Source organism: Lysinibacillus sp. NPDC056232 (genome assembly GCF_042267565.1).
GTDB lineage: Bacteria > Bacillota > Bacilli > Bacillales_A > Planococcaceae > Lysinibacillus.
The window spans coordinates 96,737-123,303 of record NZ_JBHJTF010000006.1 but is presented as its reverse complement, the minus strand read 5'-3'; the positions used below and the strand labels follow the sequence as shown (position 1 = coordinate 123,303).

The 26,567-nt window shown below is 36.5% G+C and carries 24 protein-coding genes; 4 read left to right on the top strand and 20 right to left on the bottom strand.

Going from position 1 to position 26,567, the window contains the following annotated elements:
• Positions 1 to 449: 449 nt before the first annotated feature.
• Positions 450 to 1,679, bottom strand: coding sequence for an MFS transporter (locus ACFCYJ_RS06975; protein ID WP_376072504.1), 1,230 nt, complete (start codon positions 1,677 to 1,679; stop codon positions 450 to 452).
• 206 nt (positions 1,680 to 1,885) lie between these two features.
• Between ACFCYJ_RS06975 and thrC the strand changes: the two genes are divergently transcribed.
• Genes thrC through ACFCYJ_RS06960 form a run of 3 tightly spaced genes read left to right on the top strand, consistent with a single transcriptional unit; the run spans position 1,886 to position 4,564 of the window.
• Positions 1,886 to 2,938 carry a threonine synthase gene (gene thrC / locus ACFCYJ_RS06970; protein WP_376072501.1) on the top strand — a complete coding sequence of 351 codons (1,053 nt, stop codon included), beginning with the start codon at positions 1,886 to 1,888 and terminating at the stop codon, positions 2,936 to 2,938.
• On the top strand, positions 2,935 to 3,849 hold the full coding sequence (gene thrB, locus ACFCYJ_RS06965; protein ID WP_376072498.1) for a homoserine kinase: 915 nt from the start codon (positions 2,935 to 2,937) through the stop codon (positions 3,847 to 3,849). Before thrC ends, thrB begins: the two co-directional genes overlap by 4 nt.
• Positions 3,850 to 3,877: 28 nt before the next feature.
• Positions 3,878 to 4,564 carry a 2-hydroxy-3-keto-5-methylthiopentenyl-1-phosphate phosphatase gene (locus ACFCYJ_RS06960; RefSeq protein ID WP_376072495.1) on the top strand — a complete coding sequence of 229 codons (687 nt, stop codon included), beginning with the start codon at positions 3,878 to 3,880 and terminating at the stop codon, positions 4,562 to 4,564.
• 150 nt (positions 4,565 to 4,714) lie between these two features.
• Here the strand turns inward: ACFCYJ_RS06960 and ACFCYJ_RS06955 are convergent, their stop codons facing one another.
• The 7 genes from ACFCYJ_RS06955 to ACFCYJ_RS06925 form a co-directional block, all read right to left on the bottom strand.
• Positions 4,715 to 5,326, bottom strand: a complete 612-nt coding sequence (locus ACFCYJ_RS06955) for a phosphatase PAP2 family protein (RefSeq protein ID WP_376072491.1) — start codon at positions 5,324 to 5,326, stop codon at positions 4,715 to 4,717.
• A 408-nt stretch (positions 5,327 to 5,734) separates the two neighbouring features.
• The gene (locus ACFCYJ_RS06950; RefSeq protein ID WP_376072713.1) at positions 5,735 to 5,863 is read right to left on the bottom strand and encodes a hypothetical protein; all 129 of its coding nucleotides are present in this window, start codon (positions 5,861 to 5,863) and stop codon (positions 5,735 to 5,737) included.
• 29 nt (positions 5,864 to 5,892) lie between these two features.
• Positions 5,893 to 6,792: a hypothetical protein gene (locus ACFCYJ_RS06945; RefSeq protein WP_376072488.1), complete on the bottom strand. Its 900-nt coding sequence runs from the start codon at positions 6,790 to 6,792 to the stop codon at positions 5,893 to 5,895.
• A gap of 430 nt (positions 6,793 to 7,222) precedes the next feature.
• Positions 7,223 to 7,837, bottom strand: coding sequence for a response regulator (locus ACFCYJ_RS06940; RefSeq protein ID WP_376072485.1), 615 nt, complete (start codon positions 7,835 to 7,837; stop codon positions 7,223 to 7,225).
• Positions 7,821 to 10,079, bottom strand: a complete 2,259-nt coding sequence (locus ACFCYJ_RS06935; protein ID WP_376072701.1) for a sensor histidine kinase — start codon at positions 10,077 to 10,079, stop codon at positions 7,821 to 7,823. The genes ACFCYJ_RS06940 and ACFCYJ_RS06935 overlap by 17 nt, the downstream gene beginning before the upstream one ends.
• Before the next feature lie 35 nt (positions 10,080 to 10,114).
• Entirely contained in the window at positions 10,115 to 10,273 is a 159-nt protein-coding gene (gene comX, locus ACFCYJ_RS06930; protein ID WP_376072482.1) for a competence pheromone ComX, read from the bottom strand.
• Between the two features lie 12 nt (positions 10,274 to 10,285).
• On the bottom strand, positions 10,286 to 11,188 hold the full coding sequence (locus ACFCYJ_RS06925) for a polyprenyl synthetase family protein (RefSeq protein ID WP_376072479.1): 903 nt from the start codon (positions 11,186 to 11,188) through the stop codon (positions 10,286 to 10,288).
• Between the two features lie 487 nt (positions 11,189 to 11,675).
• Between ACFCYJ_RS06925 and ACFCYJ_RS06920 the strand changes: the two genes are divergently transcribed.
• On the top strand, positions 11,676 to 12,326 hold the full coding sequence (locus ACFCYJ_RS06920) for a hypothetical protein (RefSeq protein ID WP_376072476.1): 651 nt from the start codon (positions 11,676 to 11,678) through the stop codon (positions 12,324 to 12,326).
• Between the two features lie 269 nt (positions 12,327 to 12,595).
• Here the strand turns inward: ACFCYJ_RS06920 and ACFCYJ_RS06915 are convergent, their stop codons facing one another.
• The 12 genes from ACFCYJ_RS06915 to putP all read right to left on the bottom strand — a co-directional run bounded on the left by ACFCYJ_RS06915 (position 12,596) and on the right by putP (position 26,398).
• Positions 12,596 to 12,910 (bottom strand): antibiotic biosynthesis monooxygenase family protein, encoded by a 315-nt coding sequence (locus tag ACFCYJ_RS06915; protein ID WP_376072473.1) that lies wholly within the window; start codon positions 12,908 to 12,910, stop codon positions 12,596 to 12,598.
• A 1-nt stretch (position 12,911) separates the two neighbouring features.
• Positions 12,912 to 13,922 (bottom strand): siderophore ABC transporter substrate-binding protein, encoded by a 1,011-nt coding sequence (locus tag ACFCYJ_RS06910; protein WP_376072470.1) that lies wholly within the window; start codon positions 13,920 to 13,922, stop codon positions 12,912 to 12,914.
• 58 nt (positions 13,923 to 13,980) lie between these two features.
• Positions 13,981 to 14,742, bottom strand: a complete 762-nt coding sequence (locus ACFCYJ_RS06905; protein WP_376072467.1) for an iron ABC transporter ATP-binding protein — start codon at positions 14,740 to 14,742, stop codon at positions 13,981 to 13,983.
• Positions 14,739 to 15,692: an iron chelate uptake ABC transporter family permease subunit gene (locus tag ACFCYJ_RS06900; RefSeq protein ID WP_376072464.1), complete on the bottom strand. Its 954-nt coding sequence runs from the start codon at positions 15,690 to 15,692 to the stop codon at positions 14,739 to 14,741. The genes ACFCYJ_RS06905 and ACFCYJ_RS06900 overlap by 4 nt, the downstream gene beginning before the upstream one ends.
• Positions 15,685 to 16,635, bottom strand: a complete 951-nt coding sequence (locus tag ACFCYJ_RS06895) for an ABC transporter permease (protein ID WP_376072461.1) — start codon at positions 16,633 to 16,635, stop codon at positions 15,685 to 15,687. Before ACFCYJ_RS06895 ends, ACFCYJ_RS06900 begins: the two co-directional genes overlap by 8 nt.
• A gap of 270 nt (positions 16,636 to 16,905) precedes the next feature.
• Positions 16,906 to 17,958: a YkvI family membrane protein gene (locus ACFCYJ_RS06890; protein WP_376072458.1), complete on the bottom strand. Its 1,053-nt coding sequence runs from the start codon at positions 17,956 to 17,958 to the stop codon at positions 16,906 to 16,908.
• Between the two features lie 111 nt (positions 17,959 to 18,069).
• On the bottom strand, positions 18,070 to 19,176 hold the full coding sequence (gene menC / locus ACFCYJ_RS06885) for an o-succinylbenzoate synthase (RefSeq protein ID WP_376072455.1): 1,107 nt from the start codon (positions 19,174 to 19,176) through the stop codon (positions 18,070 to 18,072).
• Between the two features lie 22 nt (positions 19,177 to 19,198).
• On the bottom strand, positions 19,199 to 20,026 hold the full coding sequence (locus ACFCYJ_RS06880; protein WP_376072452.1) for a GNAT family N-acetyltransferase: 828 nt from the start codon (positions 20,024 to 20,026) through the stop codon (positions 19,199 to 19,201).
• The gene (locus tag ACFCYJ_RS06875) at positions 20,023 to 21,168 is read right to left on the bottom strand and encodes a M20 peptidase aminoacylase family protein (RefSeq protein WP_376072449.1); all 1,146 of its coding nucleotides are present in this window, start codon (positions 21,166 to 21,168) and stop codon (positions 20,023 to 20,025) included. Before ACFCYJ_RS06875 ends, ACFCYJ_RS06880 begins: the two co-directional genes overlap by 4 nt.
• A gap of 399 nt (positions 21,169 to 21,567) precedes the next feature.
• The gene (locus ACFCYJ_RS06870) at positions 21,568 to 23,055 is read right to left on the bottom strand and encodes a peptide MFS transporter (RefSeq protein WP_370043789.1); all 1,488 of its coding nucleotides are present in this window, start codon (positions 23,053 to 23,055) and stop codon (positions 21,568 to 21,570) included.
• Positions 23,056 to 23,462: 407 nt separating this feature from the next.
• Positions 23,463 to 24,749 carry a GTPase HflX gene (gene hflX, locus ACFCYJ_RS06865; protein WP_376072446.1) on the bottom strand — a complete coding sequence of 429 codons (1,287 nt, stop codon included), beginning with the start codon at positions 24,747 to 24,749 and terminating at the stop codon, positions 23,463 to 23,465.
• A gap of 161 nt (positions 24,750 to 24,910) precedes the next feature.
• Complete coding sequence (gene putP / locus ACFCYJ_RS06860; protein ID WP_376072443.1) at positions 24,911 to 26,398, bottom strand: sodium/proline symporter PutP; 1,488 nt, start codon at positions 26,396 to 26,398, stop codon at positions 24,911 to 24,913.
• Between the last annotated feature and the right edge of the window lie 169 nt (positions 26,399 to 26,567).

Below are 26,567 nucleotides of genomic sequence, written 5' to 3'. Positions count from 1 at the left end.
ACAGTTAAAACCATGTTGCTGTCGCTTCGCTTTCGCACAGTTAAAACCATGTTGCTGTCGCTTCGCTTTCGCACAGATAAATTGCCACAGGGATGTGGCGTTCTTAGACTGAGTTCCTCTATTTCAGCGGGTGTTCGGACACCTGTACCTGTCGCTACGCTTTCGGTACAGAAAACAATTGCTGAAAGAAGTTAAAAATACAGTATCACGATTACAATCTGAATACAATGACTTTTCTGAAAAAACTTTAACACTTTAACTTGCTAATAGGATAGTTCGCGATAAAAAAACATAAAATCGTTCTACCCTTATTATCAAAGTTTTTTGATGAATTGATTTTAACAGATTTTTAGAAATATTTGTATAAAAATTAATTTAATCTAATTTTTATGTAACCAAATAATAAAATATGTCTTGGACTATAGTTCATCCAAGACATGGTTATTTTTCTAATCTAATTCCATTTGTTTCGTTTCTTGTCCTAAGAAAATTACCCCGACAACACCGATAATAATCGCTCCGCAGAAAATCGTGAAGATGAAGCCGATATCATAGCCTGCTGTTAATAAAAATCCTACTAACAAAGGTCCAAAAATACCACCAATACGTCCAACAGCTGCTGCCATTCCTGCACCCGTTCCACGAATAATAGCTGGATACTGCTCTGGTGTATAAGCATAAAGTGCACCCCAAGCCCCTAAGTTAAAGAACGATAAAAACATCCCCGAAGTTAATAGCACTACTATTGTTTCGGCATTACCAAAAATGAAAGCACTTACAGCTGTACCAATTAAATAAGAAACAAGTACAAATTTCCGTCCAAATTTTTCTATAAACCATGCAGCTGTAAAATAACCTGGTAGCTGCGCAAGCGTCATAATGAGAACATATTTAAAGCTCGTAATCATATCAAAGCCTTTACTAACCATGACACTAGGTAGCCATAAAAACATACCATAATACGAGAAAACAACCGTAAACCATAACACCCATAACATAAGTGTCGAGCGTACATATTTTTTTGACCATACTTCTCGAATATTTTGCACAATACTACGTTTCTTAGACTCTGCCTTCACAGCAAATTGAGGTGAATCTGGTAAGTGCCAGCGAAGATAAATTGCATATATTGCTGGAATTGCCGTTAACAATAAAGCAATACGCCATCCCCATGATGGAATAACAAAATACGAAATCAATGCAGCGATTAACCACCCCGCCGCCCAGAAACTTTCCAGTAAAACAACTACTCGCCCACGCTCTTTGGCTTCTACACTCTCAGAAACTAGCGTCGATGCGACTGGCAATTCTCCCCCTAGTCCCATGCCTACTAAAAAGCGTAGTGCCATAAAAGCAGATAATGTAGTTGTAAATGCAGATAAGCCACTGGCAATAGAAAATAATACAAGCGTCCACATAAAAATTTGCTTACGTCCTACTTTATCGGCAAGCACGCCGAAGATAAGAGCTCCTACAGCCATCCCGATTGAGTTGACACTTCCTATCAAACCAGCTTGACTTGGTGTCAATCCCCAATCAACTGCTAATGCTGCAATAACGAATGATAATATTCCTACGTCCATGGCATCGAAAAGCCAGCCAACGCCTGCTACCCTCAAAAGCTTATTGCGAGAAATAGATTGTTGAACCTTATTTGTTGTTACTGTATTTGTCGCCATTCTAACCACCTGTCTTTACACTTGACTTTACATCGTAAGTTTACTATACAGTTGTTTCAAGAAAGTGACAAGCAAAAATTCAAATTACCGAATTGTTTCGACAATTTCTCGAATTCTATTGAAAACATAGGGCAATTTGCGTTAAAATGTCTTTTATACAAAAACAACTGTTCTTTCTATAAGAACAAAAGGAGATCGTAAACGTTATGTGGAAAGGCCTAATTGAGGAATATAAACAATTTTTACCCGTAACAGAAAGTACACCAGCTCTAACTTTAAACGAAGGCAATACGCCTCTTATACATTTAGTAAATTTATCCAAGAAACTTGGCATTGAGCTTTATGGAAAAATCGAAGGTGCAAATCCAACAGGCTCATTTAAAGACCGTGGTATGGTGTTTGCCGTTGCAAAAGCAATTGAAGAAGGTAGCAAATGTGTTATTTGTGCTTCAACAGGTAACACATCAGCCGCAGCGGCAGCTTATGCAACACGTGCTGGAATCCAGTCCATAGTCGTGATCCCTAAAGGAAAAGTAGCTCTTGGTAAGCTAGCCCAAGCGACAATGTACGGAGCAAAAATTATCGAAATCGACGGTAACTTTGATGATGCATTAAATATTGTTCGTCAAGTTAGCGAAACAACTCCAGTGGCACTTGTAAACTCAGTGAATCCATTCCGCATTGAGGGGCAAAAAACCGCATCATTTGAAATTGTAGATGCTTTAGGAAAAGCTCCAGATTATCTTTGCATTCCTGTTGGTAACGCAGGTAACATTACTGCGTACTGGAAAGGCTTTAAAGAATATGATGCAGCAAAAGGCTCTGGTTTACCTAAGATGTTCGGCTTTGAAGCTGAAGGTGCAGCAGCAATTGTAAACGGTGAACCTATTGCTAATCCTGAGACAGTGGCAACAGCTATTCGTATCGGCAATCCCGCAAGCTGGAAATTTGCAGAAGCAGCTCGCGATGAGTCTGGCGGAATTATTGACTCGGTGACAGACGAAGAAATTTTAGCTGCTTATAAGTTAATTGCTGGGACTGAAGGAATTTTCGTTGAACCAGGTTCAGCGGCATCATTAGCAGGCGTTATTAAATCAGTTGAAAACGGCCAGATTGCGAAAGGCTCTAAAGTTGTGACAATTTTCACAGGTAATGGATTGAAAGATCCTGATACTGCCATGAATGTCTCAACTGTAGATGTTGTCTCACTTAAAAACGATGAGGAAGAAATTCGAAAATACATCGAGGGCGTACTATGAGTAACATGTGGCAAATCTCAGTTCCTGGGAGCACTGCCAATCTAGGCCCCGGCTTTGATTCAATAGGGCTAGGCTTATCTCTTTACTTAAAGTTAACCGTGTCTTTACAGGATAGTTGGGAAATTATCCACCTCGATGATAATGGTCCTAAAGAGTTTGAGCTGGAAGAGCACTTACTATACGTGATTGCCCAAAAAATTGCGGACCAATATGGGAAGCAGTTACCTGCCTGCCGTGTTGAAATGGCAAGTGAACTTCCATTAGCCCGTGGTTTGGGGAGTAGTGCAGCTGTCATCGTTGCAGGAATTGAACTAGCTAACCAAGTATGTGATCTAGCCTTAACTGTACAGGATAAACTCAATTTATCCTCACAAATCGAAGGGCATCCAGACAATGCAACAGCCTCGGTATTAGGAGGATTAACAATTTCCTCAATGGATGAAAACGGCGTTGTTGATACATTTCATGTCAATGATATAGAAGCTTCCTTTGTTGTGTATGTACCTGATGTCGAACTAAAAACAAGTGAAGCTCGTTCTGTTTTACCAGAACAATTTGACCGTGCATACGCGGTGAGAGCCTCTGCAAATGCAAATATGCTAGCAGCATCATTAATGGTTCGTGATTTCGAGCATGCAGGTCGTTATATGGAAGCTGATTTTTTTCATGAACCTTTCCGTGCCCAATTAATCCCGCAATATGCAGAAATCCGTGCAGCCGCCAAGGCTAATGGGGCATTTGGAACGGCTTTAAGTGGGGCGGGACCAACAATGATTTCTATCATCCCTACTGCTATTGCGCAAGATTTTGTAAAGGCCATGAAAAATCAATTTCCAGAGCATCAAATTATCTTAACAAAGGCCGATGAATATGGTGTACAGGTAAAATTTGGACGTCTACTACAAAAGTAGACGTTTTTTCTTGAAAGGGGGAAATAGCTTGAAACCAATAATTTTCTGTGATTTTGATGGTACTATTACAGAAACAGATAATATCGTCTCACTAATGACTCAATTCGTTCCAGAGGAGTCTGAGAAAATTGCTAAGGCAATGATGGAACAAACTATAACCTTTAAAGATGGCGTTTCAGCAATGTTCGAGCTATTATCGACTAAACAAAAGGATGCTGTTATCCACTATTTATTAGATACAGCCATTATACGTGAGGGCTTTGGTGATTTCGTTCGTTTTGCACAAGAGAAGCATATTCCGTTTTATATTGTTAGTGGGGGTGTGGACTTTTTCATTGAGCCACTATTAGATAAATACGGCCCATTTTCTGGTATATATTGTAACAGTGCTGATTTTTCCGAACAGCAAATTAAACTCGTCTTTCCAAATAGCTGCGATGAAGAATGTGCGAAATTCGAGACACAGGGTTGTGGTTGCTGCAAGCCAAGCGTTATGCGAAAAGTTACACAGAGCAATCATTTTAAAATCGTGATTGGAGATTCACTTTCTGATTTTGAGGCAGCAAAACAGGCAGATTTAGTACTTGCTAGGGATCATCTTATTAAACGCTGTAAAGACCTCCATCTACCTTATGAGCCCTTTGAAACATTCTATGATTGCTTAGAAGTTGTAAAAAAGCTTATGGAAGTAGAAAAGGCTCTTCCATGTAATTGAAAAAATTAAAAAGCTCATCACCATAACGTGTGGTTGATTTCCGTTCCGACTGAGCACTTTCCTGGGGGCTTCCAGTCTCCTCTCCAATCAACTTATATAAATGGCATAACAAAGGGAGCCTCCTCAATAAGGTGGCTCCCTTTCCAAAGTTCATGATTTATTTTTCGCTTTAAAAAGTCTCTTTCGACGTTCGTACCAAAAAACACAAATGATAAACCACGTATAGCCCATACTCCATCCGGCCAATACATCTGAAGCAAAATGACGAGCCCCAGCAATTCGAGACAAACCAATAAGTACAGCTAAAACAACTGCCCCAAGCCAAAGTAATGTCTTACGCCCTCTGCTATTGTTCTCCGAAAAAATATAAGCGACTGTAAATAAGTACAAGATCCCGGTCATAGAATGTCCAGATGGAAAGCTATAGGATGTTAATTGTTCTTCAATCTCCGGTCTTGGTCGTTGCACCCATTTTTTTAATAATTGGTTAAGTACATTCCCACCAGCAATTGTTAACAAAACAAATAATATACCTCGACTATTTTTTACCTTCCACGCTAAATACACTATTAAGACGATAGCTACTAACACTACAAATACCGGTTCTCCTATATAGTGAAAAAATTCTATAAAACGGTTACCGAAAAATAAATCAGCCATTTTCGTATCAAAAGTATTGATTAATTTACTTGGAAAAGTAACTCGTAATACAAAAAAGATAACGAGCGTTAATATCGCTAAAGGATAAGCCCATTTTTTCATAAAATACTTCACCTCAAAACTATACGCTATTATATTTTCCACATCATATCATATTTAAGCTTGTTTGAGGTAATTTGCCTTTTATCCCGCATTAAGGGGCAGTAATAATAATTAACTGCCCCTAATTGCCCGATTGGTGAAGACTAATAATCAGTGGGGTCAATCTCACCACTGATTAAAGTTTCACTTTATCCCGCATTAAGGGGCAGTAATAATAATTAACTGCCCCTAATTGCCCGATTGGTGAAGACTAATAATCAGTGGGGTTTATCTCCCCACTAATTAAAGTTTCACTTTATCCCGCATTAACGGGCAGTAATAATAATTAACTGCCCCTAATTGCCCGATTGGTGAAGACTAATAATCAGTGGGGTTAATCTCCCCACTGATTATTAATCTTCACTTTATCTAACCTAACGTATTCCCTCTTTCTTGTGGGATGACAAAGGATTTTTCTCCTGCTTTATTAAAATAATTTGAAAGAGCTAATGCAACGATAAATAAGACGGCAACGATAGGTATTATTTTTCTAAACAAAATATACACTTCCTCATCTTTGGTTTGAATTATTTTAATAATACAGGATCGAATAACCAATCCTTCGGCCCAAAATTTTCATCCTTCTCTCCTCTTACCTCACGAGATATATTGTTTTTAAGAATTAATTCTCTAAACCTTCTACTGAATAAAGTCTTTCGGTATAAATATCTTCCGTCATGGCTCCATTCTCCCGAGAGGACTATATCATTTTTTATATTGGTTAAATCTTCGCGATAATAAATATCAGGACCATTGATTACCCCACTTAATCCACAACGACATGGAGGCTGCTCTGTCGCAAAATATAGTTTAACTCTTTCAGTGCTAGATTCCGGCAATACTTGTGTCGGTATAATTTGAAAAGCTTTTCGCTTCTCTTCTTTCGGTCCTTGATGAATAACCTCTAAAAGTTCAAAACCTTTAATATCCTCTTGCTTCATTAATGTCGCTAATTCCTGTGAAGCCACCCAATACCCGCTCACATGAACTAGATGACGGTCTTTCATTTCTGTTGTATCTATCACTAATGGTGAAAGTTGTTCTTTTTCCATAAGTCCACAATGCTGGCAATAGGTGCTTATAGAAAATAAAGTTCCTTTATCATCTATAAACATATCCGGTGAGTTACCTGTCGAATTTAAGGTAAACAATTGAGCTTGCTCATATTCGCTATCTGAAAAGTCAAAGTAAAAACGTTCTCCGATAGAAACAATTCCTAATTCATGTTCTAATGATTTATATAGTGCCGCTACATGTTCGTATGTTACATCATCATTTAATGTAAAGATAGGATTAAATGATGCCTTTAAGTTTCTCTTTCTTATTTCAGGCGCACCGATGAAAATACCATAGCGGTTATAAACTTTAATGACTTGATCTTGACTAGATTCATCTATAGAAAATAAGTTTTCAAGTTCTACTTTCAAAATACACGCCTACCTTTATATAAAGTTTTATGGTGAAGTATGTTGACTAGCTAGTAACTTTTAAAAAATCTACAATCTCTACTTTATGCTTAGATAGCCAGGCTCTTATTGAAATCTAATATTATCGTATTACTTACTATAGCAAATCTACTTAACCACGATTAACTTAAGCGTACCAGTACTTACACCGACATTTCAACGTTGGGTTTACGCCAATTTTTTGGCGGTCTTTGTCCCGATTTTTGGCGTGATTTGGCGGATACACAAAAAACACCGCCAAAATCTGGCGGTGTCAATCGAAAATTATAGGTATTTAGAATTAAAGTTTAGGTATAATTAACTAAGTTAAAATATGGTATGTAAAACCACCTAAACTCTCCCTTTTTATTGAAAAATATACCAACAAAAATAAGTATAACATACAGACAATCTATAGTAAATTCATTCTTTCTGCAAGATTTACAGCCTCTGTCCGTGAATCTACATTCAATAAAGAAAATAGCTGAGTTAAATATCTTTCAGTTGTTCGCTGAGGAATATTTAATTCTATAGCAATCGCTTTATTCGTATGTCCTTCTGCAATCAGTCTTAAAATTTTCTTTTCTTTTTCGTTTAAGTGAATATCGAGTTTTGCATCCTGTAATTTAAATTTATTATCGAGAAAATCCAAGAAATTTTGAGGTAAAACAATTTCACCATTTGCAATGGCTCGAACAGTTCGTAAAATTTGTTCCTTAGATCCTGTTTTAGCTAAAATCCCTTCTATTTTCCGTTCTAAAATAAGTGGATAATAATCAGTAATATCATCACCAGTATAAAGGATAATTGAAGCATTTGACTGGATAGCTTTAATGTTACGTGCTAAATTAATGCCGTTTTCTAATGGCATATTTATATCAATTAAGTAGATATCATATGGTTTGTTTTTAATTCTCTGTATGACATGAGTTGCATCACTTTCAGTATCAACTATAATATCTTCATTTTCTTGAAATAAATTTTTCGTTCCCTCCAACACAATGGGGTGATCATCCACTATGAGCATCGTAATCAAGTGTATCACTTCCTTCTTTTACTGTAATTCTAATAGACATTCCTGCATGAACCTGTGAATCGATGTAAAACTGCCCGTTAAAGGCCTTTACACGCTCTTGCATACCTTGAATTCCCATCGATTCTCCGGCAATAATATCATCAATTTTACAGCCTACACCATCATCCTTGTAGATAATTTCAAAACCATCGTCCATTTCCTGTAAACGAATTTCAACTGTTGTTGCATAGGAATGTTTTAAAGCATTATTGAGTAGTTCTTGAAATAGTCTATAAATCATTAAATTCATACGCTCGTCCTCTAAATAAAGGCGATCTATCGTATAAATTAATACAAAACTAGCTCTTTCTATTACTTTACGTATTAGCTTTTCTAATGCAGCGTTTAGCCCTAAAGTGTCTAATAATGGAGGCTTCAGATTTTCACAGTAAGCTCTTAAATCATGTAAAGACGTAATCATCTGCTGATGAATGTTCTCAAGTTTTTGCTGGATTTCTGTTGTATCTTTCGCATTGACTAGGACATCAACCTCACGGGCAATATGGAGCTGCTCTTGCAAATTGGTATCATGTAATTCTTGAGCTAATTGATATTTTTCCTCTTCAAATCTTAACCATAATAATTTGCTTAACCAAGGTAGTTGACTATCATCTGCTTGCCTCATATGCTTTAGTTCCTCTAACAGCTCTTCTACCATCTTTGTATTTTCAATAAAATTGTTTACATATAATAAAAGCAATTCAAGCCATAGAAGCTCTTCATCTTTTAAATGAATCGAATTTTTATGTTCCAATACTAAGGCTCTTTTATAATGAGCATCTTGGTGGAGGAAGGCTAAGTAGACTTTGTCAATTCTCCGTATTTCTCCTAATTTTAAATCCTCTATTAGCGCGGGATTAATTGAAAGCCTTCCCTCAACCGTTGAAGTAAATTGATTTGTATCATAGTTATAGGTTAATACAAATACATGCTCTAGCTCAAGATGTAATGAAACCTCTTGAGCAAACTTCTCTAGAAGCTCATCTATTTTAATCGTTTTACCAATCCTATCGACAGCGGTGTATAGCTGATGTATATAATCCCCTTTTGTCGAAAATAAAATTTTTCGTTTTCGATAATCTACCTTCTCTTTTATGTAAAAAAGAACAACTAACGATATAAAAGTAAAGAAAGAAACACCTGATATTACGGGTATAGTTAAATATTCTCCTGCAATCCAATACAAACCAACTATAAACCATAAAGTAAATATCAATGAAAAGATTACATAATAACGAAGTCTTGTAATATGGTATTCAATATCAAATAATCGTTCTGCTACCTGTGTTAAGATAAAGCTAAAAGGAATAAGCAATAAAAATAAAGAGCAGATTTCACCTGAAAGAAAATACGTATCAAAAAAAATTTTAGGGAGTGAATATAAAAAAAGAAATGGCAAAAACGGTATCAATATACTACATAACAATATTTTCAACTGAGGTGATTTATATTTGAAATAGCTTAGTAATAAAATACTAATAATAATAATAAGGAGAATGAAGAAAAGGACTAACACAACTTCAGAAAGAAAATAATAAGAAACAGGATGGAAAATAATAATACAGCCTAGTGAAAAGGCGATTACAGGGAATATATAAAAGTATTTGATATTGTTTGTAAACAGCCAATTTATTTTTACAAATGAATAATAATCTCTTAAAAAATGCAATAATATAGCTAAGCATAATACCATACTACTACGATTTACTATTATCCCAATTCCATTTACTCTACTAGATACTCCACTGCTTACATAAGCCAATGAAACAGTTAACATAAAAAAAATAAGTAAATTTGTAAGGTTTATATTTTTTCGATTAAAATGTAGATATATGGTAATTAATAGAGTTAATAAATAATAACAAGCTGGAAATAGTAATATATAGTAAAACTGGTGAGGGATATCTAAATGGTTAATATGTATGTCTTTTATTTCCCCATTTGGCTTCATTATGGTTATTTTATTAGCGGCTACTATCATAGATTTATATTTCAACTGATTTAGATGATCCATTGGCACATCATCTATTCTTAAAATAACATCAGATGGTGAAATACTTTTCCATTCCGTCCATTCTTTATAGTAAGGTTGTGTTACTCCCCACTCGCCATTCTCTTTTTTTATCTCAATTTCTAATAATGGCCTGCTATAACTCACATAAATCAGATAAAGGCCAATCACTAAATAGAGCATTATAGCAGGCCAAAATAACTTACTACTCAACGATTTTATAACCACACTGAATTTTCCAACTCTACTTCACTATTAAACGCATCTAAAATTGCTTTTTGTTCCATCGACGAAATTCCGATTAATGATGCTTTTTGTGATTTTAATAGAGCAACTAGTTCTGGGTTTTTTTCTAGATATTGAATTACATTCATCATACATATCCCTCCTCATTTTATTAGTTTTTTTAAGTAGTCTTTACCTACTTCATTTATAGCTACATTTTCAAGAGTATCTAATGCTTTAAACTTGTAAACATTTTTCATAGTAACTGCATAACGTATTGCGCCACCATTTGTCAACTCGTTTTCCGTAGCATTATTATCCAAAAATGCATCTATATCATCATTATAATAGTTTATAACAGACTTTGAAACATCATTTTTCTGTGATAAAAGATAAATAATAGGTAATGAGTATCTTTTATTTAGCAAATCATTTTTAGATCCCCAAGTTTTTAAACTTTGAATATCGTTTTTAATTTGTTGGATAATACCTATGTATTTCCCATACTCGTTAACCTCATAAGATGTCTCACCTTTTGCAAGTACTTCACCAATTAAGCAACCCATTGCTGTTAAAGAACCTGACTTTTGTTCAATCATTTGTAAATATGATTGCTCATCGCTACAAGTATTAAGTAAATCTAGTTGCTGACCGTTTATACTTCGTAATGCATAATCCTCTAGTATTTGAATAGCTGCACTTTTGTGTTCAAAGGAAGTCTCACGTATAGTTCTAGAAGCCATAACTAGCATAGCTAAAGCTACATTTAATGATAATTCAGGTGTTTTAGTCCAGCTGTAGTCTGAATCTTTATCCTGTAAGTCATCGATGATATCAAAAGATAAAATTAAGAGTTCGATAGCTGCTGCAACTTTATAGATGTCCTCATTCAAACAATCTGTAAATGCTTCATAATGCCAATAACATAGCTTACCAAATGAATAGCCAACTGCCTTTTTTTCTTCCTTAAAAATCTTTAGCATCGACCGTAGTTCATGATCTATCAATAACTCGTTCTCAATTAGAATGTCTAATGATTCATTAATTTTTACGTCAAGCCCCTGCAATAGTCCTCTCCTCCCCCTCGTATGTTATTAAATATTATACAGATTAATGGGAAATAATACTAGACTCCGAAATTATAAGGGAATATTTTACATAAACTCATTGACGAAAATACCGCCAAAAAGTGGCGGTATTTGTGGAAAGCACGCCATTTCTTTATTTAGGCATAGTAAAATAAGTGGCGGTTTTATATTATTGACCGCCATTTTTTGGCGTAAACTCAGCATTGAAATGGCGTCCTCACTGATGATACGCTTAGGCTAAGCTAAGATAAATTTGTATTCTGTTCGTGTTCGTACACTAAAGTTCATTAGAAACAAAATCGTATGCTATGTGAATAAGTTGATTGGAGAGAAGACTTGGTGGCTTCTCGGGATTAGAGTTACTTTGAACGCCAATTCAGAACGGAAACCCCCAACGCTTATCGTGATGGACCATTTTCGTTTAATCTATTAACAAGGAAATTCTCAAACACTGGGAGTGATTGAAATGAAAAATGAAGTAAATGAAAACGTTTTAATACTTACGGCTAAGTTCTCCTGTACAATTTCTGTGTCTGAAGAGGAAATCACGATTAAAAAACCTTCGAAAGAACAGCAATGTATAGGGCAAATAATTGTTGATGCCGAGCAACAGGCTTATAAAGAAACATTAGCAGAGTATAAAAGCAAATCTACATTTTCAAATTTTATTTGCAATACCCCTGGATTTAAAGATACTTTTCAACAAAAGCTAGACAGTTTTATTGAACAATATGGAATTATAAGAGTATCTGAAGAATATTTGTCTGTATTGCCTTTAATAAATCCATTTACCTCCGGATTGAACATACATACACCTATAATCTATACGTCACCAAGCTTTAGTATTATAAACGCAAGAGGCAATTGCTCTAGTACTTCATCTATTGAAAATGCTGTTAAAATTGGAGAAACAGTCGGCTTACCTGTCTATCTCCATAATTCAGAATTAGAAATGGAAATGTCCTCTTTAGGGAAATTTACCGCTGTAAATAAAGTAAATTTGGGACCCAAACAATCAACTGCCAATTTTACAGGGGTTACCATTAGTGACAATGGTATATCTTTTAATATTACTACAGCATTTAATACATGGAATAAAGCGACCATTAAACATTAATACTTGAATGGGCATGGCACTGTTACAGATATGTGCCCCGCCCTTCTTCTTTAATATCGTTCTATAAGCCATTTTAATAGTTCTATTAGGTTGCTTTAAATGATTTTACCCGTAGCTCTGACCTTTCTATCCGTCACTTTGGCTCCTCTATCCGCCACCTTCTCTCTGCTATCTACCACTTTGCCTATCTATTGTCTTATTTCTACCAGACAATGCATATTCATAAGAAAAAAGGTGCCTCAAATGAACTTTGAGACACCTCTAAATTATTAGCCTTTTACATAATAAACTTCTTGTCCGCTTTCGATGATGTGATCAGGCTTCGGTTTACCAGCATTTGCTTTATGACCAGCAATATGCTCCGGGCTCTTCTCCCAATTTTTCCATGCCTCTTCTGATTCCCAACGAACCACAATTAACACTTCCTCATCACCACGTCGTACTTTTTTCAAAAGTACTTGCTTATCAATAAAGCCTGGCTGTTGTTCAAGCAATGATGGACCATCTTTTTTAGCACCAAAACGCTCAACAACTTTATCCGAATTCCCTTCCGTAACGACAATACGTTTAATTTGTACAAACATATTATTTAAACACCTTTAAAATGTCATCAACTTTTTGAGTTTCAGAAGTTAAACCGCCACCAGATAAATACCAAACTTGTGGATCTAAATAAACAATCTTACCATTTTTCGCAGCGTTTGTAGCACCAACGATTTCGTTTTCAATTGCAGCTTTTGTACCTGACTCACCTTCTGGATTTACAGCAGCATCACGGTCAACTACGAATAAAATATCTGGGTTTGTGTCACGTACATATTCAAATGATGCGTTAGAACCGTGTGTAGAAACTTCAATTTTTTCATCAGCAGCTTTCACACCATATACATCATGAATGACACCGAAACGTGAACCAGGACCATATGCAGATAATGAACCTTCATTTGCTAAAACGATTAAAGCTTTTTCTTTAGCTGAAGCTGTTTTAGCTTTAACTTCTTCTACTTTTGATTCGTATGCAGCAAATGCATCAGCAGCTTCTTTTTCTTTACCAAAAATCTTACCAGCTAATTCTGTTTTTTCTTTAAATGATTCCATGAAATTTTGATCGTCTACACCCACAAATACAGTTGGTGCAATTTTAGATAATTCATCGTAAGCAGATGCTTGACGACCAGAGATGAAAATAATGTCTGGATTCATAGCAGAGATTGCTTCAAAATCAGGCTCTTTTAAAGAACCAACATTTACGTAATTTTTATCAGTATATTTGCTTAAGTAGCTAGGAACTGATTTTTGCGGTAGACCTGCAACTTTAACACCTAAAGCATCTAAAGTATCAAGGAAACCATAGTCGAATACAACAATATTTTCAGGCATTTTATCAAGAGTTACTTCTTTAAAAGTATCTTTACCCTCTTTGATAGCTGGGATTGTTAGGGGGTAAGCAGTAGCTTCTCCTTTTTGCTCTTCAGCAGACTTACTATCAGTTTTAGAATCTGTATCCTCTTTTTTAGTATCATCCTTTGAGCCGCAAGCAGCTAATACCAATAGCATCATTGCCATTAAAACAGTAAGTAATTTCCAATTCTTCATTGTAAAATTGCTCCTTTAAGATTTATTTTTCAGATGGACATTTCCATCTATTATTTTTTTAAGAGTTAAAATACACGCAAATGCGACAGCCGTCCTGTTCTTGAACAGGGATATCCATATCATAGATTTCCTTAAGCGCATCAGAGTTGATGATGTCATTTGTTGGACCGTCTTTGACAACACGTCCATTTTTTAATGCGACAATATGATCAGAGTAAACGGAAGCAAAGTTAATATCATGTAATACGATGACAACTGTTTTCCCCAGCTCATCAACGAGCTTCCGCAAAATTTTCATGATTTGCACAGAATGCTTCATGTCTAAATTATTGAGCGGCTCATCAAGCAAAATATAGTCTGTGTCTTGTGCAATAACCATAGCGATAAATGCACGTTGACGTTGACCACCCGATAATTCATCCAAATAATTGTGCTGAAGATCCTCTAAATTCATATATTGAATTGCTTCATCTATCTTTAGCTCATCCTCAGGCTTCAAATTTCCTTTCGAATAGGGGAAACGCCCAAATGAAACAAGCTCACGAATTGTTAGACGTACATTCATATAATTGGACTGTTTTAAAATTGATATTCGCTTCGCAAAATCATCCGATTTCCAACGACGTACATCTGATTTATCGAGTAATACTTCTCCAGTGTCTGCATTAAGTAAACGGCTTACCATTGAAAGCAATGTTGATTTACCTGCACCATTTGGTCCAATAAAAGACGTAATTTTCCCTGGTGCAACGTCGACACTAACATCTTGAATGACCGGTTTTTTTCCAAAATACTTAGAGATTTCTTTTACTTGGATCATCCTGCTGACCTACTTTCCTTCAATAATAAGTAGATGAAGTACACGCCACCTACGAAGTTTATAATAACGCTTAGTGTTGTATCGAAATTAAAAACACGTTCGACTATCCACTGTCCACCGACTAAAGCTACAATACTCATGACACAAGAACCTGCAATGATCACAGAGTGCTTGTACGTCTTGAAAAATTGATACGATAAATTTGCCACGATTAAGCCAAAGAACGTAATAGGCCCAACAAGAGCTGTAGACACGGCAATTAACACCGAAGATAATATGAGCATTCGCTGTACAAGCTTGTCATATGGTACCCCTAGGTTAATTGCTGTATCACGTCCAAGCGACATTACGTCTAATTGGTTCATGTGACGCCAGCCATAAATAAAGGTAATGATTATGACAACACCTGCAAGCCATACTAAATCTGAATTGACATTGTTGAAGCTTGCAAACATTTTACTTTGTAAGCTTAAAAACTCATTCGGGTCTATTAACACTTGGAAGAACGTAGTTACGCTTCCTAAAAACGTTCCGACAATCATACCGACAAGCAGCAAGAAATAAATCGGACGTTTTCCTTCTTTGAACAATACACGATAAAAAATCACCGCAAAGACAACCATAGCTAAAACAGCTAGTAAGAAATTGTATTTTGCATTAATAACGAATATCGACATAGAGCCAAAAAAGTAAAAGATGAACGTTTGAACCATCATATATAATGCATCAAGTCCCATTACACTTGGCGTTAAAATACGGTTATGTGTAATCGTTTGGAAGACTACAGTTGAATAAGCAATCGCAATCCCTGTCAACGACATCGCTACCACTTTAATAAGGCGGCGTGGGAACGCATAATGATAGTTACCATTAAGTCCATAAAATACATACAGTAAGATAGAAATTACTGCAAGACCTAGTAAAATCAACATTTTTGTACGGTTACGCATATGCTTTCCCCCTAAACAACATAATTAGGAAGATCGCACTTCCGATGACCCCGACAGTCATACTAATCGGAATTTCATAAGGGAAAATCACTACACGCCCTATAATGTCGCAGAATAATAAGAACGACATACCTAGTAATGCTGTATGAGGCAATGTCTTAGCAAGGTTATCCCCTTTGAACAGCGAAACTATATTTGGAATGATTAAACCAAGGAACGGTATCACACCAACTGTTAGCACCACCGTCGTCGAAATAAGTGCTACTAACACTAAACCTAAATTCACAACGAATTTATAGGAAAGACCAAGATTTTTTGCAAAATCCTCACCCATTCCTGCCACTGTGAAACGATTCGCATAAATGTAAGCTAAAATCAGCACGGGTACACTTATGTATAAAAGCTCATAACGACCTTTCATCATTAATGAGAAATCTCCCTGTAACCATGCAGAAATGTTTTGGATAATATCCGCCTTATACGCAAAGAACGTTGTAATGGAAGAAAGGATATTCCCAAACATTAAGCCAATAAGCGGTATAAAGATCGCATCTTTAAACTTTATTCGATTTAATATTTGCATAAACAATAATGTGCCGGCTAAAGCAAATATGAAAGCGAAGGAAATTTTTTGAAAGTACGAGACATTTGTGAAAAACATCATCGAAATTAATATCCCCAACTTTGTAGCATCTAACGTACCTGCTGTCGTTGGTGACACGAACTTATTCCTACTTAAGCTTTGCATAATTAAACCAGCAATACTCATACCTGCACCTGCTAACAAAATTGCTACAAGTCTCGGTATACGACTAATAAAAAACAGTCTAGTTTCTTCTGATTCGAAGTCTAATAGATCACTCGGCTTAATATCAACTACTCCAATAAATAGTGAAACTATAGACAACACAACAGTTGCTGTTAAAAGATATCTTTTTTTCATTGTAATCCCCGGTAGATTCATTTTTGCTCGTAACTCTCATTGAAAACGATTATCATTACTCACGATTCTCATTATAAGCGCGTTTCCATTCTCAGTCAACCTTCAACTGAGAATTATTCTCGTTTTATTTGAAAATCCTAAAAAACAAGCATTCTTAACGGAATTTCTACGTTTTTTATGGTTCCTCAAAATTAAAGACCTCTACTTTTTGACACAAATAAAAAGGTAATTGAGAATAAAACACTAATTACCTCCCAATCACCTTATCAATTATGCTATTCGTCGAACACCTTTAAGCCACGCAAAAATAATTAGAACTATTAAAATAAAACCGACATACCCCATCACAGCATATAGCTTGGCTACAAGTGTCGTAAAACCAGCAAGACTCGCTAAAAAGCCCAAACCACCTATAAAAACGGCAGTTACCTTAAAACTAGCCTTATTTGGTTTTGCGAATCTTACCATGAATGAATAGAACATCCCTACTGCTGTATTATAAATCATCCCTAATAAGGAAATGGACATCAGTAGACCGATTAGAGGATGGATTTCATTTGCTAAAGCTAGCATCGGTATATCTATACCAACGATTACATTCATTTTGGCAAGAAGGGATAGGTTAATAAGAAGAATTAAAGCTCCAAGTAAAATCCCACCAATAATACCTCCCATCCCCGCCACCTTCTCATTGCGAATAGATCCACACATAACCGTTAAAAGCGAAAAACACACACCGATATTAAAAGACGTATAAAGTAAAGCTGTAACCCACCAGCTTTTAGTACTTACATGTGCTTGTTGTGCGATAACAGCTTGTTCAACAAAAGTTAAATCCATCGTAGCTAATGAATAGACAGCTATTATTGAGACAATTGCTAGCAGATAAGGTGTAGCTATAGCAATAATGTTTATAATACTCTTCACATTCATCATAACCGTCGCTATAGTCAGTACAATCATACAAATGCTCCCTAGCCAAACCGGCAGTCCAAACATTTGATGAAACGTAGCACCTGCTCCTGCAAACATGATTACTGCTACACCGAATAAGAAAAGGGACAGTAAAAAATCCATCACAAAACCAACAGTATTACCTGAAATTTGATAAATTAAATCCTTGTGCGATGTCGTACGTAACCTTGAGCTAATTTGTGCAATGCACATTCCTACTAAAGCAAATCCAAATGTGGCAATAAGAGCACCATATATTCCATGAAAGCCATAGCTCGTAAAATAAAGGACGATTTCCTGCCCTGATGCAAATCCCGCACCGACGATAATTCCTACATAGGCACCACCGATTTGCAAACTTTTTTTCAATCAGTTCTCTCCCTGTTTATCCTATATTCAATAAGGCACTAAGCAACTAATGGAAGATCAATTTGCCCGTATAATTTGTTCAATTACTATTCGAATGAAGAATCCCTTCAATTATTGATAGATCTTCTTGCTGATTGTTAACTCATCAATTACCTTCATATTAGGTGTATATCCAATTCCGGCCGTTTGTGGCACACGAATATAACCATCTTCTACAATTACTTCAGGTGTAATGATATCCTCATACCAATAATGACTAGAGCCCGCAGTATCCCCAGGCAGCACAAAATTAGTGAGCGATGTTAATGCAATATTATGCGCTCGTCCAATTCCTGCCTCTAACATGCCGCCACACCAAACGGGAATCTTATTTTCCTTACATAAATCATGAATTCTTCTTGCTTCTGTTAAACCGCCTACGCGTCCTATTTTAATATTGATAACACCACAACTACCTAGCTCTATCGCTTTTCGAGCATCTTCATAGGACGTGATGCTTTCGTCTAAACAAATAGGCGTTTTTATCTTTCGCTGTAACTTAGCATGATCGACAATATCATCTACAGCTAATGGTTGCTCAATCATTAATAGATTAAATGCATCCAGTTGCTGCAATACATCCATATCGTTCAATGTATAGGCCGAATTAGCATCTACCATTAATGGCAGATCGGGCATTACAGCTCGTATAGCACGAATAACTTCTACATCATGACCAGGCTTAATTTTCACTTTTACTCGTTTATAGCCTTTATTTACATGGCTTTTTAATAGATCAATTAATGCTTCTGTAGAAGATTGAATACCTACGCTAACGCCTACCTCTATTTGCTCCTTATCTCCACCTAACGCTTGAGCAAGTGATTGTTTCGTTTGTTGAGCATAAATATCCCATATAGCCCCTTCAATAGAGGACTTCGCCATGCAATTTCGGCGAATAGAGGAAAACAAAGCACTAACCTCATCTGGATGCCCAACCTCTTTATGTAACAAGATGGGAATCAAGAAGTCTTCAAGCATATGCCATGTTGTTTTTATTGTCTCCTCTGTATACCAAGGCGCTACAAAGGCAACAGCTTCTCCCCATCCTACAGTTCCTGATTCATCTATCGCTTCTATAAGTAAGAGTTCCTTTTCATCAATTGTGCCAAAACTCGTTGTAAACGGTGATTTCATTGGCATTTTTATATGTCTAACTGTAATCTGTTCTAGTTTCACAAGATTTCACTCCTTATCCTTATTATAAAGCTAATAAGGAGCGTCTGACTAATAGATAGCTATGGACATATTCCTTGTGCTTTTTCATTCGAACGATTGCATAATTTTGTTCAAACAATGTCGTTAAAATAGTACGAACTTTATAACGCCAGTCTTCTGCAAGCTTAGGACTCTCCACTTTCATCTTTTGTAAATATTGAGGAATGGGCAATAAATAAGCGTCCTTATAAAATAATTGCTCTCGCTGAAATTCACCATCCATATCGAGCACTGGTAAGCCATCTACTGTTAACGACCACGGTACAATTTCTTCGGCTCCCTCTTCCAGTTCATCCAGGGAATCCTCCACTCGATCGCGTTCAATCCACCATTCTACGACAATTCGATCTGAAGGTAGCCCATCGTTAAAATCATCCTTGAGCGGACCATAATAATCATTTTCATACTGACAACTAAAGGAATTGAGCTTCAAAAATGATAAATTAGCCATACATGCTTCTAGTGGATCAAATAGCCAAATCACAAGCTGGAATCCATGTTCTTTTGCATATTCCTGCTGGGCATGCTTTAATAATTCACCTACACCTTGTTCACGATATGTTTTCTCCACACCAATCATGTGTGAGTGTAAATACATTTTTTCATGTCCATAGCCAACAAAGCAGTAGTTAAAGCCAATCAGCTTTTCGTCTAAATACGCTCCAAGTACTAATCCACCATTTTGTACAGCCGCTAACAATTGATGAGAAGGAATAGCCTGACTCCCCCAAATACTTTCGTTTAAAATTTGTACCTCTGCAACCTCTGTAGGTGTCATTATTTTTTGAATACGTACTCTCTCTAACATCATGCTGACCCCTCCTTTGTATTCCCTGACTTCAATGCTAACAATACCGCCCTTGTAAGGATTTCAACTCCAGTTACTAGCCGCGCCTGCTTAAATTTCATCTTCGGGTGATGTAGTCCAGGTGTTAGTCCACAGCCTAAACCTAACATCGTAGATTTTAAATGAGGGCGTTGAACAGCATAGTGATGAAAATCTTCTCCTCCAGGTGTATGAACTGGCTTTCTTAAATTCGACAACCCTGTTGCTTGCACGATTGCTTGCTCCATAAGATATTGAGCAGTTGGATCTACCTCAGCAGCTACTACATTTGCTACTGTACGTAATTCAATCTGCACTTTATGCAAAATCTTGGAAGAATCAATAACCCTCTTTACTCCCTGTGCCAGTGCATCCATTACATCATTTTGTTGAGCTCGTATATCAATGGTGAACGATGCACTCCCAGGAATAATATTGCCGGATTCTCCTCCTGCATGGAATTTGGTCATCTTAATTGATACAGGAATCATCGGATCTGTATGAATCGTTCTTAAATCTTCGATTATAGTTGCTCCTACTTCAATGGCATTCACGCCGAGATGCGGTCTTGCAGCGTGGGCATCTTCTCCGATGATTTCCCCTTCCATTAATCGAGAGGCTCCATGATGCAACGCGGCACAATATGTACCATCTTCAAGCTCATGGACAGGTCTTACATGGACACCAAATAAAAAGTCTAAATCGTCCATTATTCCTTCTTTTAAAATGGAGAGAGCCCCTGTTCCTTTTTCTTCAGCTGGTTGGAAAATCACACGAATTGTACCGTTGAATGATGGAGCAAGCTCTTTCAAAAGTAGAAGAGCACCGACTGCCATCGTCATATGTCCGTCATGGCCACAGGAGTGATTCGCACGAAATTCACCATCTACTTCCTGCCATAACGCATCAATGTCCGTACGTAAACCGACTTTAGGATGACCATTTCCTATGTCAACATAAAGCCCTGTGCTGTTTTTAAAGCGTATTGGTGAATAACCTTCGCGTGTTAGTAAGTCGAAAATATAATTTGTTGTTTCTACCTCATGCCAGCTTATTTCTGGATTCGCGTGCAAATACGCGAAAATCTCCATTAATCTTGGCCTCAAACGACTCAAAGCTTCCTTCATAGCATCCAGCTCCTTAAATTTTCATACTATTAAGATTATTATAAATGAAAATGAAAACTTTTCTACACAGAAACGTCCCGCATTCAGCAAATTAACTACATGTTACAGCTTTTCACTTTCAGATTGGAGATAATTTTCATATCGAAGCATAAGAACTAGGTTGGTTGAATAACCACCTCTTATTCATTTTTATTGATTAGAAAGATGCTGATTTCCGCTAAATGCTACATCGAGCTAAAAATATGCATATAATAAGTAAAGGATCAGACTTATCCTCAAAAGTTTGGGATAACATTTGTTAAATCAACCACACGTTATGTGAAAAGTATCAACAAAATATCTCTTAATACAAAAAAATGCAAGTACAGTTATTTGAATAACTGTACTTGCATCTTTTGATTAATTAATACCTCGCATAGCTTTTGAAATAATTGGCGAAAGCACTAATATTATTATTCCGAAAACAATTGATAATGAGCCTAAGAAACCGAAGTATGTGAATTCACTTACCACTTCATAGACTTTTACAAGTTGTGCGTTGATCGCTTGCGCTGCTGCACTTGTTAAGAACCAAAGTGACATCGTTTGTGCAGCAAAAGCCTTCGGAGCCAATTTCGTAGTAACTGACAACCCTACTGGCGATAATAATAACTCCCCAACTACAACTAAAAAGAATGATAATACTAGCCACCATGGACTTACTAAATCTGTACCACCAGATAAATACGCTGGAAGCATCATCACTAAGAATGACAATCCTGCAAAGAATAATGCATAAGCGAATTTACGCGGTGTAGATGGTTGCTTATCTCCCCACTTCATCCATAACATGGCAAATAACGGAGCCATTGTAACGACGAATAAAGGGTTTAATGATTGGAACCAAGAAGATGGAATATGAAAACCACCAATATCCAATCGTGTACGACTATCTGCATACGTTGCTAAAATAGTCGCCCCTTGTTCTTGGATTGCCCAAAACATTACAGCCGATAAAAACAAAGGAATATAAGCGAGCACGCGAGACTTCTCGTCCTTCGTTGTTTTCTCACTGCGATACATATAAATAAAGTACACCGTTGGAATTACAATACCTAGCGCCGTAATAATTAAACCAAAAACATTCACTGTTAGTACGCCAGTTTTGATACCAATTGCCCCAGCAATAATAATAAGTAGCGCTAAAATCCCAAATCGTGTAAAGACTTTTTTCCGTTCTTCAGGCAGTAACGGGTTGTTTACCTGTAATCCTGCTAACCCTAAATATTTTTTTCCTGTTAATTTAAAAATTATTAAACCAATTAACATCCCTACCCCTGCTACACCAAAGCCTAGGTGGAAACTATACTGTTGTCCAATTGTTCCGACAATTAATGGTGCAAGGAATGATCCCATGTTAATACTCATATAGAAAATTGAAAAACCTGCATCACGACGACTATCTGTATCAGCATACATATCTCCGACAATGCTTGAAACGTTCGGTTTTAATAAGCCTGTCCCAATGACAATAAAGAACATTGAAACAAATAACATGCTTGCGCCACCAGGTAACGCTAGCAGGAAATGTCCAATCATAATGAACACGCCACCATAGAAAATAGTCCTACGTGTACCTAGTATTCGGTCAGCAATCCAACCACCGATAATCCCTGACATGTAAACCAATGATCCGTAGATAGCCATAATTGAGTTCGCTAGTCCACGATCTAGGCCTAAGCCGCCTTCATGCAATTCATAATACATAAAGAAAATCAGAATTGCTCGCATACCGTAGTATGAGAATCGTTCCCAAAATTCAGTGAAAAATAATGTAAAGAGCCCTTTAGGGTGTCCGACAAAGCCATTTTGAGGGACGGATTTTACAATTTCATCTTTAGTAGACATAAAAATATCCTCTCCCGATTTCATTATTCAATAATAATATTATTACCCAATAGTAAAGATAAAAACTTTATTTCACCATACTAAAGCGTTTTAAAAACTTTTTCAAGAGTTTTAAAAAATGTTGGAATTTTACACCTTTTCTTTAAATTCAGAATGATTTCCATAGAATTGTACGAAACCCGTTGATATTCTTAAGTTTTCTGATTCTTAAATATCTACTAAATTATAAACCGCCTTGAAATTATTCTAAAATATTTTATAGTCAGATTTTTTACTTTTTAAACAAAAAAGCTAGTATTATCTATAATTTCATTCACAGCGATACAAATTCGCTTTTTCGATTACAAAAAAGCACGCTAGAAACACGAAGTGCTTCTAGCATGCTTTTAAAACAATGATGTTATTCATTATTTAATTACATATTGTTGGAATTTTGCGTAATCCGCTTCTTTTACCTCTATTGTTAGCAGCGTACCATTTTCTTCATACGCTGTTTCATAGACAGAGGCATTTTCATTTAAATAAGAAACGATATTCCCTTGTTCGTACGGAATGAGCATTTTACATGTTACATAATCAGAGAAAATATGCTGACGTATCATTTGCAGTAATTCTTCTAATCCAATCCCTTGCTTCGCTGAAATCCAAATATTATCACCACTAATAACAGGATAAGGAACGTTTGCTATATCCGCTTTATTATACACATAAATCGTCGGAATCCCTTCAACGCCAACTGCTTTAAGCGTTTCATTTGTTACTTCCATCATAAAGCCGTGCTCAGAATTGGAAACATCCACAACATGGAGTAATAAGTCGGCATCACGAGCCTCTTCTAGAGTTGAGCGGAATGCCTTGACTAGATGATGCGGTAATTTGCTAACAAAACCAACTGTATCTGTTAATAAAAATGTCTTTTTATCAGGTAATTCTATTTGACGGACAGATGTTTCAAGTGTGGCAAAGAGCATATCCTTCTCAAACACTTGCTTATGATCTTCCTGCCCTATTTTCGAAAGTAGCTGATTCATAATAGTTGACTTACCAGCGTTCGTATAGCCAACAATGGAAACGACAGGGACGGCATTTTTACGTCGTTGTTTACGCTGCGTCTCTCGTTGCTCCTTTACATGCTCTAGGTCCTTCTTTATTTTCGCAATCTGATCCTCAATTTTACGACGGTCTAGCTCGAGCTTTGTCTCACCGGCACCACGGTTTTTAAAGCCCCCCCCTGTGCCGCCACCTTGACGACTGAGAGAAGCATGCAAGCCAACCAAACGAGGTAGCATATATTGCAATTGTGCTAACTCAACTTGCATCTGTGCTTCACTTGTTTTAGCACGACGTCCAAAAATATCTAAAATCAACATCGTTCTATCAATAACCTTCGTCTCTAAATCGCGCTCTAAATTACGGATTTGTGAAGGTGATAATTCATCATTAAAAATCACTAAATTTGCTTGTACTTCATCATAAAAGTTTTTTATTTCTTCAATTTTCCCTGTTCCAACATAATGAGATGGCGTAACGCGCTCTAAATTTTGTGTGACAATGCCGGCAACTTCAACATTTAAAGCTTCAGCTAAATTTTTTAGCTCCTCCATTGAATAATCAAAATGCTCATCATTCCGTAAATTTACGCCAACTAAAATAGCTTTTTCCAACAATATATCTACTTCTTTAATTCTATCCATCCACAAACCTCCCACCAATGCCTTTGATGCTACTACGACAAATTTTCTTCATCTTACCATATAATGTCCTAATTCGTGACGTTTAATAGTTAACTCTTATCTTTAGTAACATGTATATCGTAAAAAAGGCGCCTTCTCTGCAAAAGGCGCACTTCATTTATTTACTTACGTTCTTCTTTTAACAATACTTCAGTGCGATTGAATTCGTCTTCAATATCTTTATTCGGTTTATATGTCAAAATACTGACAATAACCGCAACGATTAAGCAAACTAAGAAGCCTGGAACAATCTCATATAATGTATCAGATAAGACCTTTATTTTCCCCCAAATAATGGCGGTTGCAGCACCAGCTACCATTCCACTGAGCGCTCCGTAATTCGTTAATTTCCTCCAATACAGTGACAGCAATATTACAGGACCGAACGCTGCACCAAAGCCAGCCCAAGCAAAGCCCACTAAGTCTAAAATAGAACTATCTGGATTCCATGCTAAAATCCCTGCGACAATAGCTACAACTAAAACAGCGACACGGCCAATAAAGACATAATGCTTATCATCTGCTGTTTTATTAAATAATGCTTTGTAAATGTCTTCAACAAGCGCTGACGAAGTAACAATTAATTGTGATGAAATTGTACTCATAACTGCAGCTAATATGGCAGCTAGCATTATACCTGCAATAAATGGATGGAATAAGATTTGGCCAAGTACAATAAATACTGTCTCAGCATCCTTTAACTCACCAGCATTTTGTTCAAAATAAGCCACACCTACTAATGCTGTGGCAATTGCTCCGAATAAACTTAACATCATCCAGCCAATACCGATACGGCGAGCTTGCTTAGTTTCTTTTACTGAGCTAATGGCCATAAAGCGTACGATAATATGTGGTTGTCCAAAATAACCTAGTCCCCATGCAAGTGATGAAATAATTAGTGCTGTTGTTGCATGTGAAGATAATAAGTTCAGATGTTCAGGATTTACGGCTTTAATGGATGCTAGTGTGTCTCCGAGTCCACCTGTTAAAGACAATCCAAATAACGGTACAGTAATAAGTGCTACAAACATAATAAGTCCCTGTAAAAAGTCTGTATAACTAACTGCTAAAAATCCTCCAAATAATGTGTACGCCACAACAACAGCAGATACAATTAATAAGCCAGTATGGTATTCATAGCCAAATGAACTATCAAAAAATTTACCCCCCGCTACCATTCCTGAAGAAACATAAAATGTAAAAAAGATTAAAATAATTATACCTGATGCAATTCTTATTAGCTTTGTATTGTCACGTAAACGATTATCTAAATAACTTGGAATAGTAATTGAGTCATTGGCAACTTGTGTATATACACGCAGTCTCGGCGCTACCAATAGCCAATTCAAATAGGCGCCAATTGTTAAACCAATGGCAATCCAAGCCTTAGCAAGTCCAAATAAATAGATCGCACCCGGTAAACCCATTAACAGCCAACCTGACATATCTGCTGCACCTGCACTTAGCGCTGTAACAGCAGGTCCTAGCGAACGCCCCCCGAGCATGTAATCCGTTAAATTCGATGTTTTAATAAATGCATACCAGCCGATTCCTAGCATGGCGATCATATAAATAATAATTGCAAGTAATTGATATGTGTTTTCAGACATATATTTCCCCCTATTTCCCCTTTAGTCTATTTATTAATAATTCTCTATAATCAAAATACCACAAATATACAAAATAACCTATAAATATTCAAAAAGTGAATTCTGAAATTTATACTAGCATCGCATTTCATAAAGTGTGTTAAACTAGTGCCATCTATAACACGATAAA